The organism is Paenibacillus cisolokensis (assembly GCF_050481165.1).
GTDB classification, from domain to species: Bacteria; Bacillota; Bacilli; order Paenibacillales; family Paenibacillaceae; genus Paenibacillus_AH; species Paenibacillus_AH cisolokensis.
This window is the reverse complement of the sequence record NZ_JBCNFP010000159.1, coordinates 1-13,202: the sequence shown is the minus strand read 5'-3', so window position 1 is coordinate 13,202 and position 13,202 is coordinate 1. Positions and strand designations below refer to the sequence as shown.

11 protein-coding genes and 2 riboswitches are annotated in these 13,202 nt (G+C 57.0%); of the genes, 10 read left to right on the top strand and 1 reads right to left on the bottom strand.

Translation table 11 applies throughout. The features are described 5' to 3' along the window. Positions 1–10 precede the first annotated feature (10 nt). A riboswitch (purine riboswitch) is annotated at positions 11–114 on the top strand. Between the two features lie 172 nt (positions 115–286). From ABEV74_RS21875 to ABEV74_RS21855, 5 genes are all read left to right on the top strand, one after another. Next, on the top strand, positions 287–895 hold the full coding sequence (locus ABEV74_RS21875; protein WP_062494619.1) for a xanthine phosphoribosyltransferase: 609 nt from the start codon (positions 287–289) through the stop codon (positions 893–895). Position 896: 1 nt separating this feature from the next. Further along, entirely contained in the window at positions 897–2,186 is a 1,290-nt protein-coding gene (locus ABEV74_RS21870; RefSeq protein WP_062494617.1) for a nucleobase:cation symporter-2 family protein, read from the top strand. A 1,586-nt stretch (positions 2,187–3,772) separates the two neighbouring features. Next, positions 3,773–4,864, top strand: a complete 1,092-nt coding sequence (locus ABEV74_RS21865) for a Gfo/Idh/MocA family protein (protein ID WP_062494615.1) — start codon at positions 3,773–3,775, stop codon at positions 4,862–4,864. Positions 4,865–4,962: 98 nt separating this feature from the next. After that, positions 4,963–5,142 (top strand): hypothetical protein, encoded by a 180-nt coding sequence (locus ABEV74_RS21860; protein ID WP_430149582.1) that lies wholly within the window; start codon positions 4,963–4,965, stop codon positions 5,140–5,142. Positions 5,143–5,145: 3 nt separating this feature from the next. After that, a riboswitch (cyclic di-AMP (ydaO/yuaA leader) is annotated at positions 5,146–5,373 on the top strand. Between the two features lie 3 nt (positions 5,374–5,376). Beyond that, the gene (locus ABEV74_RS21855; protein ID WP_062494609.1) at positions 5,377–5,853 is read left to right on the top strand and encodes a C40 family peptidase; all 477 of its coding nucleotides are present in this window, start codon (positions 5,377–5,379) and stop codon (positions 5,851–5,853) included. An 89-nt stretch (positions 5,854–5,942) separates the two neighbouring features. Here ABEV74_RS21855 and ABEV74_RS21850 read toward each other — a convergent pair whose 3' ends face one another. Then, complete coding sequence (locus ABEV74_RS21850; protein ID WP_062494608.1) at positions 5,943–7,052, bottom strand: bifunctional 3-deoxy-7-phosphoheptulonate synthase/chorismate mutase; 1,110 nt, start codon at positions 7,050–7,052, stop codon at positions 5,943–5,945. A gap of 558 nt (positions 7,053–7,610) precedes the next feature. Between ABEV74_RS21850 and hprK the strand changes: the two genes are divergently transcribed. From hprK to ABEV74_RS21825, 5 genes are all read left to right on the top strand, one after another. Next, positions 7,611–8,516, top strand: coding sequence for an HPr(Ser) kinase/phosphatase (gene hprK, locus ABEV74_RS21845; protein WP_062494606.1), 906 nt, complete (start codon positions 7,611–7,613; stop codon positions 8,514–8,516). Between the two features lie 72 nt (positions 8,517–8,588). Next, positions 8,589–9,788: a GntR family transcriptional regulator gene (locus tag ABEV74_RS21840; protein ID WP_430149579.1), complete on the top strand. Its 1,200-nt coding sequence runs from the start codon at positions 8,589–8,591 to the stop codon at positions 9,786–9,788. Between the two features lie 310 nt (positions 9,789–10,098). Then, complete coding sequence (locus tag ABEV74_RS21835) at positions 10,099–11,076, top strand: ABC transporter permease (RefSeq protein WP_430149576.1); 978 nt, start codon at positions 10,099–10,101, stop codon at positions 11,074–11,076. Between the two features lie 24 nt (positions 11,077–11,100). After that, positions 11,101–12,000, top strand: coding sequence for a carbohydrate ABC transporter permease (locus ABEV74_RS21830; RefSeq protein ID WP_213531744.1), 900 nt, complete (start codon positions 11,101–11,103; stop codon positions 11,998–12,000). A gap of 113 nt (positions 12,001–12,113) precedes the next feature. Next, positions 12,114–13,202 (top strand): extracellular solute-binding protein (locus tag ABEV74_RS21825; RefSeq protein WP_430149572.1); only part of this gene is annotated, 1,089 nt, incomplete at its 3' end.

Genomic DNA, 13,202 nt, shown 5'->3' with positions numbered 1-13,202 from the left:
CTTTCGAAATTCAGGATAATTTCATACGACTCATATAATTTTGGGAATATGGCCCATAAGTTTCTACCGGATGACCACCGTAATCGTCCGACTATGAGTGACAGCGAGCGCGCCTCGGAAGTTCCGTTTTTTCGGCTCGGGAAGAAGAACGGAACGGCCGGTCATGCATGCCTATGCATAACGTGCGCACCATAAAGGGTTTAAGCCCGGATGGACAGGCTTCACTTGAGAAACCAGCTCAAGGAGCCTGTCCTTTTTGATTTCGGAGAAGGAGCGGTAGCGGAACATGAAATTGCTGGAAGAGCGCATACGTCAAGAGGGGCTGATTTTGTCCGATACGGTGCTTAAAGTCGATTCGTTTCTGAATCATCAGGTGGATACCGTGCTGGCGCTGGAGATCGGAAAGGAATTCGGGCGGATATTTGCAGACGAGCCCGTGACGAAGGTGCTGACCATCGAAGCCAGCGGCATTCAGTTTGCGATGGCGACGGCGATCGCGCTGGGCGTACCTTTTCTTTATGCGAAAAAGAAGAAAGCCGTCACGCAGTCCGATGCGGTATATTCGGTTCCCGTCCATTCGTTTACGAGACAGGAGACGTATCAGGTGAGCGTATCCCGGCGTTATCTGGGACCGGACGACAACGTGCTGATCGTGGACGATTTTCTCGCTACGGGCGCGGCGCTTGCGGGTCTGGTCGACATCGTGAACGAATCCGGAGCGAAGCTTGCAGGCGTCGGCTGCGTCATCGAGAAGAGCTTCCAGGAAGGGCGCGATTTGCTGGAGCGCAAAGGCGTCCGCATTCATTCCCTGGTTCGGATCGCCTCGATGTCGCCCGGCGAGATTCGTTTCGCGGAAGAGGAACGTACCATTCATCACGTTAAGGAGAAGGTGTAGGATGCAGAGCAAACAGAGGGTCGTCACTCTGGGCCTGCAGCATGTGCTGGCCATGTATGCGGGCGCGGTCATCGTGCCGCTGATCGTCGGGGCGGAGCTCAATCTGAACAGTACGCAAATGGCGTACCTGATCGCAGCGGATCTGTTCACGTGCGGGATCGCAACGATTCTGCAGGTGATCGGCACCAAATATTTCGGCAGCCGGCTGCCCGTCGTGCTGGGCTGCACCTTTACCGCGGTAGGACCGATTATCGCGATCGCTTCCGCTTCGAATCTGGCTACCGTATACGGCGCCATTATTCTATCCGGTCTGTTCGTCGTGCTGGCAGCTCCGCTGTACGGCAAAATGCTCCGGTTCTTCCCCAAAATCGTAACCGGGTCCGTCGTCACGATTATCGGGTTGTCCTTGATTCCGGTGGCGATGAACAATGTGGCGGGCGGTCAGAACAGCCCGGATTTCGGCCAGGCGCACAATTTGCTGCTCGCGCTCGGCACTTTCGCCGTCATTCTGCTCGTGAATCGTCTCGCCAAAGGATTTCTTCGCGCCGTCGCCGTGCTTGTCGGCCTGGTCGTCGGCACGATCGCCGGATATATGATGGGCATCGTAGACTTCCAGGCGGTGGCGGACGCGTCCTGGGTCAGCGTGGCGCAGCCGTTCTACTTTGGGGCGCCCCAAATCAGCTTGACGGCCGTATTTACGATGATTCTCGTCAATATCGTCAGCATGGTGGAGTCCACGGGCGTCTATTTCGCGGTGGGCAAAGCGACGGACCAGGAGGTCCAGCCGAAGCAGATCGTGAACGGCCTCCGTTCCGAAGGCCTCGCCATTATGCTGGGCGGCGTGTTCAACGCTTTCCCGTATACGGCGTTCTCCCAAAACGTCGGCCTGATCGCGCTGACGCGGGTGAAGACGCGGGACGTCATCTTCGCCGCGGGTGCCATCATGGTCGTGCTGGGTCTGCTGCCCAAGCTGGCGGCGCTCACGTCGGTCATCCCGAGCGCCGTGCTCGGCGGGGCGATGATCGTCATGTTCGGCTCGGTCGCGGCATCCGGCATTTCGATATTGTCCGAAGTCGATCTGCGCAAGGACGGCAATCTGCTGATCGCCGCCTCGAGCATTGCGGTCGGTCTGGGCTCGGCCGTGCTTCCGCAAATGTTCGATCAACTGCCGGATTTTGCGAAAATGCTGCTCCAGAACGGCATCGTCACCGGGTCGCTCACCGCGATTCTGCTCAACATCGTGCTGACCGGGCGGGAAGACGCGGCGCCGCTTGCGCGGAAAAGCGCTTGATCCGGCCGTGCGCCGGGGGAACCGGCGCAGCATGCCCCGGACGCGCACCAAGCTGTGCCCGGGTCCCCGCCAAGCTCTGGGTTCGGCCGGCCTTTAGACGCGGATGCGGCGCCGCTTGCGCGGAAAAGCGCTTGATCCGGCCGCACGCCTGGGCTTGCCGGGGGCGCTTACAAGGTGCATGCCACCCGACGCGCACCAAGCTGTGCCCGTCCCCGCCAAGCCCCGGATCGTTCGGTAGGACTTGTCTCTGGGACGTGTTCAGTCATGTTCCGCATGCTTACCATGCCCCCTGGACATGCCCCTGGATGTGTAATCGTTGCCGCGCCCTTGGATCGTTCAGTCATATGCTGCGTTATTGCTACGCACCCGGATGTGTAATCGCATGCCGCTATGCTGCGTTATTGCTACACATCCGAATCGTCCCCGCCATGCGCGGGGGCGTTTTGTTTTATGCTTGAAGTTGATGCTTGAAAACGGCCAGCCGTGTTCAAGGTTCCCGTTGAACGTGACGAGAGTGCTGCGATTCCTGCAAAAGTGCAGGATTTTACGCTCTGACAGATGCAAACGGTCCAAATTCCTGCAAATCTGCAGGAATTTGGATGTCCATAGCCCGAAATGCCTGTCGGACCGTTCCAAAAACTGCACAATTGCAGCAATTTGAGCTTTTTCGCGCCAAAAGTTCCCAAAAAACTGTATTTTCGCAGAATTTAAAGCAAGTGTCGTTGGCGAAGGTTCAAAGTACCGGTTAAGCGTCGATGGTTACGACATTCGGATTCTTTAGCGCTTCGGAACATCTGTCCATGATAACGCGACCACATACTTCACCAGCCGCTCTGCCCGGCCTGTCTCAGAACGGAGTGATGCGGCAGAGGTGTGTGGTTAGACCTAGCGTGCGTGGTGCGGCAGGTGTGGCGGTGTGGTGCGGCGCGATAGGACGAGACGAGGCAGAGCGTGCGCGGGGGCGATGCGGTGGGTATACGCAGGGCGGGAGGTGAGATGTAGCGAGGGCGATGCGATGGGTATACGCGGGGCGGGAGGTGAGATGTAGCGAGGGTGATGTGGGCAAGGGGACGAGGCGTAGTGCGGCGTGGCATGGCAATATGCGTGGAACGGCGTACCGCGAATGCAGAGGCGAGACGCAGAACGTCGCGGGGTCGCGTGATGTAGCGGGAGTGCGCAGCACGGCTGGGCGCGGCAAAGGTGCGTGGTTGGGCTCGGTGTGCGGGGCGCGGCAGAGGTGTAGTGCGGCGTGACATGGCAACATGCGAGGTATGGCGCAGCACGGCGATGTGCGGCGGCTAGGCGCGTCAGGGTACACGGTGTGACCCGGCGTGTGTGTAGCGGTGCGGCGCGTCAGGGTACACGGTGTGGCCCGGCGTGTGTGTAACGGTGCGGCGCGGCAGGGTGCATGGTGTGACCCGGCGTGTGTGTAGCGGTGCGGCGCGGCAGGGGAGGTACACGATGTCGCAAATTTATAGTATCTCATTCGTATTCTTGTAATGCGCTCGCGGCAGGCATATGCTACCATTGGTGATGGTTGTTTTTTCATCCATACATAAATTCATGTTGAGCAGGGAGGAATGTTGATGTCTCGATTGCTGAAAGTTGCCATTGTCGGCTGCGGGGGCATTGCCAACGGCAAGCATATGCCGGCTCTGAGCAAGAACAAGCATGTGGAAATGGTCGCGTTTTGTGATATCGTCGAGGAGCGCGCGCTGGAGGCGGCGGCCAAATACGGCGCCGAGGGCGCCAAAACGTATACGGACTACAAGGAGCTTCTGAAGGACGAAAGCATCGATGTCGTCCACGTATGCACGCCCAACGACTCGCACTCCTATATTACGATCGACGCCCTGGAGTCGGGCAAGCATGTCATGTGCGAGAAGCCGATGGCCAAGACGGCTGCGGAAGGCCGCGCGATGGTCGAGGCGGCGCGCCGCACCGGCAAGAAGCTGACGATCGGCTACAACAACCGGTTCCGCTCCGACAGCCAGTATTTGAAGAGCGTATGCGATTCGGGCGAGCTCGGCGAAATTTATTACGCCCGCGCTCATGCGATCCGGCGCCGCGCCGTCCCGACCTGGGGCGTTTTTCTCGATGAAGAGAAGCAGGGCGGCGGTCCGCTTATCGATATCGGCACGCACGCGCTCGATTTGACGCTGTGGATGATGGACAATTACAAGCCGGTGTCGGTGACAGGCTCCGTCTTCCACAAGCTCGGCAGCAAGAAAAACGCCGCCAACGCCTGGGGGCCTTGGGATCCGGACAAGTTTACCGTCGAAGATTCGGCCATGGGCTTCATCAAAATGGCGAATGGCGCGACGATCGTGCTGGAATCGAGCTGGGCGCTCAATACGCTGGACGTCGACGAGGCGAAATGTACGCTGTGCGGTACCGAAGGCGGAGCCGACATGAAAGGCGGCCTGCGCATCAACGGCGAGCAGAACAGCCGGCTGTTCGTCAAAGAAATCGACCTAAAGGCGGGCGGCGTCGCATTCTATGAGGGAAGCGGCCCGCAACGCGACATCGATCTGGAATGCGCGACGTGGATTGACGCGATTTTGAACGACAAGGAGCCGGTTGTGAAGCCCGAGCAGGCACTTGTCGTAACGGAAATTTTGGAGGCGATTTACGAATCGGCCCGCACCGGCAAAACGGTCTACTTTAACGAAGAATAAGCGGCGGGAAGATCCCGATCGTCGGGAAGAAGGCGCGCGGTACGGATTTAATTCCGTCAAGCGCGTCTTCTTTTTTTGCATCCGGGTTGGAAAGGAAGATGAAAGGGCAGGAAGAGAAAGTTGAAGGATTGGAAGAGAAATATGGAGGATTAGATGAGAAATATGGAGGATTAGATGAGAAAGATGAAGGATTGAAAGGAAAAGATGAAAGGATTCTAATGTTGCAAGAGGAGGTTTTTGGCGAATCGAATCGAATTTGTAACATAGCTTATCTATAAACATATAACAGCATGCCGAATTTTCGCGAGCGAAAAACGGGGGACCCATTTCGTCATACAAGCATAGTTTACCGCGTTGATATGATGAAGCGAAAACGGTGCGGCGCCGGCAATGCCGGGCGAGCCGTTTCCGCTTGGGGTGAACGAATCCGGCTGACAGTCAGCTGCGGATTCCAGGGAACCTTCAACCGAACCCACAGCTAACCTCGTAGGCAATTGAAGGGAGACTCGTTTTTGAAAAAGGTTTTATTGTCGATTGTAGGTGCGGTGATTTTGTTTGCTTCCAGTGCAGGCGCAGCTTCTGCCGGCGCGCCCAAACTGCTGAGCGCCGTCGATGAAGTCGTGGGCACTCCTTATCTGTACGGCGGCACGACCACGAAAGGCTTCGATTGTTCGGGATTTATTTTGCACATTTTCAAGCAGTACGACATCAAGCTGCCCCGAACGTCCAGAGAGCAGGCGAAAGTAGGCACGAAAGTAGACAAGAGCGATCTCCGGGTGGGAGATCTCGTGTTCTTCAACACAAGCGGCAAAGGCGTTTCCCATGCCGGCGTTTACGTGGGCAACGGCAAATTCGCGCATTCTTCAAGCAGCAAGGGCGTCACGATTACCAAGTTGTCCAGCTCCTACTATGCCAAGCGCTATGTTACCGCGCGCCGGGTAACGACGAAAGCGCAATATTCGAAAATGATCGGAGTCAAGCTCTCGTAACGATAAATGCGGTACAAGACGATAAATGCGGTACAAGCGGTCCGCGGGTGCGTATGCCCGGGGGCCGCTTGTTTGTTGTATTCATCTGTTTAAGCCGGATTTAACGTACCGATGCCGTTACGGGGAACCCGGAATAGCCCGGACGCAAGCAGCCGTTCATGGAAACGGCGAAATTCGGGAATATCGAATTGCTGGCCGGCGTCGGAAAGCGCCGCCTGCGGATTCGGATGAACCTCCACCATAATGCCGTCCGCCCCCGCCGCCAGCGCCGCCTTGGCGCAAGGCAGCATAATGTCTTTGCGGCCGGTCGAATGCGTGACGTCGACGAGCACAGGCAGATGGCTTTCCTGCTTCAAAATCGGGACCGCCGAAATATCGAGCGTATTGCGCGTCCATTTCTCGTATGTGCGAATGCCCCGTTCGATCAGCATAACCTGCGTATTGCCCCGCGAGACGATATATTCGGCCGCCAGCAAAAATTCCTCCAGCGTCGCCGCCAGCCCCCGCTTCAGCAGTACAGGCGTGCGGACGTCGCCGGCCGCCTTGAGCAGCTCGAAGTTTTGCATGTTGCGGGCTCCGATCTGGATGATATCGACATAGCGGGCGGCCGTTTCGATATCATGGGGCGTGACGATTTCGCTAATGGCGGCCAGTCCGAATTCATCGGCGACTTCGCGAAGCAGCTTTAGCCCTTCGAGGCCGAGCCCCTGAAAGTCGTAAGGCGACGTCCGCGGCTTGAAGGCGCCGCCCCGCATAATACGGACGCCCGCTTCCTTCAGGGCGGCGGCTGTTTCTCTTAGCTGCTCGTAACTTTCTACCGCGCACGGCCCGGCAACGAGCGTGGATGTTCCCCCGCCGATCGCGGCGCCGCGCACGCGGATGATTGTATCCGCTTCTTGCGTCTGGCGGCTGACGAGCAATCGTTTCCGGTTATCCGCAGCTTGCGGGTCGAAGCTGGCCGTGAAAATGTGATGGAACAGACGGCGGACCGCCGCCTGTCCAAGTGGGCCCGGATTGCGCGGAATCAGCTTCTCGAGCGTCTCCTGTTCCATGGCGGGATCGAACTTCGGCAAGCCCCGCTCCTGCCGGAGTTCTCCCAGCTTCACCGCGACGCTTGCCCGCCTCGACAACAGTGCGAGCAATTCCTCATCGATAGCGTCCAGTTCTTGATATAGCGATGATAATTCCGAATTTCTCATCGTTTTCCTCTCCCTTCCGATTCGTATCGGGCTTCGTCTTTCCCGCCGCACCGCGAGCACGACAAAAAGGCCTTCCGTCCGGCAGGGACGAAAGGCCGCGGTACCACCCTGATTAGAAGCCCAAAATACGCTTCTCGCTCTTCATCGATAACGGCATGGCGCCGGGGACCTCTAATGGCGGAAAACGGCACTCCCCGACCGTTCCGCGTTCAAGGTCCGACTCCGGAGTGAACTTCGGCCGGCGGCCTTTCGCGTCATGCTCTCAATCTCCGGCATGCCGTCCCTGTCGAAAGCCGTTGCCCGCCTACTCTCTCCCTCATCGTCTTTGTTGGCATGAAATTTGAAACTCATTATAACGGTGTCTGCACGATCGCACAAGCGGACAAGGCAAAGCGTTTACGGTGCGATTCGCTGTCGCTTTGCCGCAGCGAAGATTGTGGCAGCCTTGCGAACAGACGAAGGAATAGAAGGGTTACGGCATACGGCTGTCGAATAGGAAAGGACGTAAGTCCTATGCGGCTTGCGCGGAAACGGATGTAGCGAAGGGAGTTATCGAAGATGAAATCAGTCGAGGTTAACGATTTGGTTGTCCGCTTTTCGCTCGAGGTGCTGGCCGGCAAAAAATATCTCAACCGACCGATTACCAAGTCGAAAGCCTACCGGCCGGGACTGGAATTTGTCGGTCATTTCGATTTCTTTCCGACGGAGCACGTGCAGGTGCTGGGGCTCAAGGAAATTACGTATTTACACAAGCTGACCGAAGAGGAGCGGAATTTTCATATCGGCAATATCGTCAAGTATCACCCGCCATGCTTCGTTGTGACGCGAAACCTGGAAGGTTTGAAATATTTGAAAAAATATTGCGAGCAGGAAGGCATTCCGCTATTGCGGACGAAAGCGGCGACGAACGAGTTTATCGGACTGCTGGACGCTTATCTGGTCAAAGCGCTGGCGCCGGAAATCGCCGTTCACGGCGTTTGCGTCAACGTATCCAACATCGGCATTCTGCTGCGTGGCAAATCCGGCATCGGCAAAAGCGAAACCGCCCATACCCTGATTCGCCGGGGTCACCGGCTTGTGGCGGACGACATCGTCGTCTTGAAAAAGCTCAGTCCGCAAACGCTGCTCGGCACGCATGACGGAAAAACGCGGGAGTTTCTCGCCCTGCGCAGCATCGGGCTGATCAACGTGCCGCGCCTTTACGGCAGAAAGGCGTTCCAGGACGAAACGCGAATCGCGCTTGACATCGAACTGACCGAATGGAAGAAAAACGCGCTTTACAACGAGCTGGAGCTGGAAGAGAAATATACGGAATATATGGGGGTCCGCATACCGCATATCGAAATTCAGCTTCAGCCCGGCAGAGACGTGGCGGGCTTGATCGAAGCGGCCGCCAACAACTGGTATTTGCGGCAGCAAGGCTACAGCGCGGCGGAAGAGTTCATCAAGCGGCTGGAAATGTAGACGAAACACAATGTATATTATGTATAATTAGGATTTGTTATATTAAACCCTGAATTGGAAGTGGGGTAGCAGTTGAGAAAACCAGTGCCGACCGAACATCTTTTTATTAAAATCCGCAACTATGTGGAACAGCAAATCAGCAGCCGCGAGCTGATTCCCGACGACCGGTTGCCTACGGAAGAGCAGCTGGCCGGTCTGTTCGGCGTCAGCAGGCTGACGGTCAAGCGCGCGCTCTCCGAATTGGTGGAGCGCGGACTTATTTATCGGATCAAAGGAAAAGGCACATTCGTGACCGGCAGCAAAGCGGCCGCGCCGCCGCCCTTGCATGCGCCGTCCGTCCGGATTCCGGCGCCGGACGATCCGCAAGAGCCGCCGGAGCCGGAGCCGGAGCGCCGCCCAGCCGCCGCATCCCCGGCATCGGTGGCGGTCATTCTACCTGACCTGGTATCGCAGTTCGGTGCGAATATAGCGCAAGCGCTGTGCGACCGGCTGACGGAGCACGGCCTGCGGGTCGAGCTGAAGCTGACGCATATCGATCTGAACCGGGAGAAGCAGGCGATCGTCGAGGCGGTGCGCGCCGGCGTCAAGGGCATTGTCATCTTTCCCCGGAGCGGGGAAATTTACAACGAAGAGATTTTGCGGCTCAAAATCGAACATTTTCCGCATGTGCTCATCGACCGTTATTTGCGCGGCATCGATAATCATTCGGTCTGTTCCGACAACTACGACGGCGCCTACCGCGCCGTTCGCCGGCTGACCGATTGCGGCCATCGGCATATCGGGATTTTGTGCCACGATATCCGCGGGGTCGAGACGGTGGAGGACCGGCTGAACGGCGCGCTCAAGGCGGTCGAAGAGGCAGGGGGAGCGGCCTATCCGCTCTGCAGCGTGACCGGCCGCTGGGAGACGCTGTACGGAACGGAGCCGGACGAAGTGCTGATCGGGCAGGTCGAACGGTATTTCCGGCAGCATAAAGCGATAACCGCCGTCGTGACGCTGCACCTGTCGATGGCGGCCGCCGTCGTCTATGTGGCGAAACGGCTGGGCCGCCGCATTCCGGACGATCTGTCGCTTATTACGTTCGATTGGCCGGAGATGCCGATTTTGCAGCATCCGATGCTTACCTGCGTAGCCCAGGACACGGCCGCGATGGGCAGGAAGGCGGCGGATGCGCTGGTGGAGCTGATGGAAGGGCGGACGGTGGAGAAACGAATCGTCATTCCGGTAGCGATGATCGAAGGCGAATCGATCGCCCCGCCGGGAAGCCGATAATCCGTTAACGGGAACGCATCCTGTTAACGGATTTTTTTGTTGCTTTTTTATATTCCTGCAATTGACAGAAAGAGAAAGAACCGATATGATGTACATAGTATACTTATTATACAATATATTTAACATATTAATTAAAGTTTATGACAGCATCGTCTGCCGCAAGGCGAAGGGATTCGCCGCGCCGGCTCCGCGATCCGGCGATGGAACAACCGTGCTTTTTCGCGGCCGGTTCCCGGAGAAAGGCGATCAGACATCAGTGTAATGTAAACGCTTTATTTATCGTTCTCGATCGAAGAAGGGGGAGTATTGCATGAGCCAGCAAGCGACCGCCGGCGGTCCGCAAAGCCGGTTGAACGAGCGCCCGCTCCCGAAGCGCAGGCGGCTGCATGAAGTGAAGAGACAGCTGAAAAAAAACTGGATGCTTTACGTCATTATTTTCCCGCCTGTCGTTTATTTTCTGATCTGGCATTACTGGCCGCTGTACGGGGTGCAGATCGCATTCAAAGATTTTATGCCGGGCAAAGGCATTATCGGCAGCCCTTGGGTCGGCTTCGACCATTTCGAACGTTATTTCAATTCGTTCTATTTCTGGCGGCTGATCAAAAACACGATCGGCATCAGCCTGTACGGGCTTCTGGTAGGTATCCCCTTGCCGATCATCCTCGCGCTCATGTTCCACGAGCTGCGTTTCAAGCGGATTCGAGGCTTGGCCCAAACCATTTCGTATGCGCCGAACTTCATTTCGGTCGTCGTCGCGGGCGGCATCATCCTGTTCTTCATCCGGCCGGAAACCGGCGTGCTGAACGCGGTCATCAAGGCGTTCGGCGGCGAGTCGATCAACTTCCTGGCGGATCCGAAATATTTCTGGCACATCATCGTCTGGTCGGACGTCTGGCAGGGCGTCGGCTGGGGCTCGCTCATCTATTACGCCGCGATGTCCGGCATTTCGCCGGACCAGTATGAAGCCGCGTATTTGGACGGCGCGAACAAGCTGCAGCGCATCTGGAACGTCACGCTTCCGAACATTTTGCCGACGATCGTCATCATTTCGATTCTGAGCATGGGCAACATCCTCAACGTCGGCTTTGAAAAAATATTGCTGCTGCAGACCGGCACGAACGCCTCCGCATCCGAAGTCATCTCAACCTACGTGTACAAGAGCGGCATCCAGGGCGCGCAGTACAGCTTCTCCGCCGCTATCGGGCTGTTCAACAACATCGTGACGTTCATCCTGCTCGTGATCGTGAACGCCTTCGCCCGCCGGGTCGGCAGCACGAGTCTGTGGTAACCAATCTCCGGAGGTGAATCGGATATGCTGGAAAACGTGAAACGCACCCGTACGGACAAATGGCTCGACTTTATCAACGCCGCTGCGCTGACGGTCGTCATCCTGCTCATTCTGTATCCGCTCGTGTTCGTCGTCGTCGCCTCGCTCAGCGATCCCGTCGCCATCTATAACGATCCGCTGCGGCTATGGCCGGCCAAGATCAATCTGGAAAGCTACAAAGCGGTGTTCGAGAACAAAGATATTTGGCGCGGATTCGGCAATTCGGTCATGTACACCGTCGTCGGCACGCTCATCAACATCGTCATGACGACGCTGGCCGCCTATCCGCTCTCGCGCCGTCGATTTTACGGCAAATCGGTGTTCACGTTCTTCTTCGTCTTCACGATGTTTTTCTCGGGCGGCCTCATTCCGTCCTATCTGATCAACAAGCAGCTTCATCTGCTCGATACGTTCCTGGTCATGGTGCTGCCGATGGCGATCAGCGTCTACAACGTCGTCATCATGCGGACGTATTTCCAGACGAACATCCCGCAGGAGCTGGAAGAGAGCGCCCATGTGGACGGCTGCAACGACTTTCAGATTTTGTACAAAATCGTGCTGCCGCTGTCGATGCCGATCGTCGCCGTGCTCCTTCTCTTCTACGGGGTCGGCCACTGGAATTCCTACTTCCACGCGCTCGTCTATTTGCAGTCGCGGGATCAGTTTCCGCTGCAGCTCATCCTTCGCGAAATTCTCGTCCAGAACCAGTTCAAAGACATGGTCGGGGCGACGATGGTCGACGAAAAATTTTCGGAGCGGATGGCCGTCATGGAAGGGATCAAATACGCGGTCGTCATCGTGTCCAGCCTTCCGCTGCTTGTCATCTATCCGATGATGTCGAAGTTTTTCCAGAAAGGCATATTGATCGGCTCGCTCAAAGGCTGATCGCGCGGCTTTGGTTCCCGGCCTGACGGGCCGCTCTCCGCGGTCCCGCTTAACGGCTGAGAATAGATGCATTTTTCCGAAAGACCAATTTTGAATGGGGGAGAGGGAAAAGCATGAAGAAGAAAATGTGGAAGTCGCTGGCCGTCGCGACCGCGCTTGCGACCGCGCTGGCCGGCTGCAGCTCCGGCGGGGAAAGCGGACAGGAGCCGGAAGGAGGCGCGACGGGGCCGAAAGAGATCGGCAATGAAGTCATCACGATCCGGATGGCGAAACGGTCGTTCCCGGACATCGCGCCCGAGCCGAAAGATTTGTGGATGTGGAAGGAATACGAGAAGATGTCGAACGTCAAGGTCGACTGGATCGCCATTCCGGATGCGACGGTTTCGGAGAAGAAAAACTTGATGATGTCGTCGGGCGACTATCCGGAAGCGTTCTTCGGCTCCATGGGCTTCTCCAGCGACGAAGTCGTCAAGTACGGCGCGCAGGGCATTTTTCTGCCGCTTGAAGAGCTGATCGAGCAGCACGCGCCGAATCTGAAAGCGCTGTTCGCCGAATATCCGGAAGTGAAGAAAGCGATTACGGCGCCGGACGGCCATATCTATTCGCTGCCTTACGTCGATACGTCGATCATGGACGCTTCGCTCCGGTACTACATCAACAACGACTGGCTGACCAACCTCGGCCTCAAGCCGCCGGAGACGCTGGACGAATTTACGGAGATGCTGAAAAAATTCCGCGACGAGGACGCGAACGGCAACGGCGATCCGAACGACGAATACCCGATGGCTTATCCGGGCAACATCGGCATGTTCGAGCAGCAGCTGTTCGGCAGCTTCGGCATGGGCAACGGCGGGCTGCAAGGCGCGGGACAATGGATATACAAAGATACGGACGGACAAATCAAGCTGATCTTTACGGACGAGAAGTATCGCGAAGTGTGGAAATATATGGCGATGCTGTGGGAAGAAAAGCTGATGCATCCCGAGACGTTTACGAACATGGAGTACGGCAACTGGGTGGCGGCCGGCGCCAAAAGCCAGGTCGGTGTTTTCTCGTGGGTTTCGCCGAGCTATATCGGGGACAAGATGGTCAAAAGCTATATCGGCGTCCATGCGCTGGAGGGACCGGGCGGCAGAGTGCTGAACTGGCTCGACAACCCGGCGCGCGGCACGACATCGTTCATCCTAAATTTCGAAAGCCCG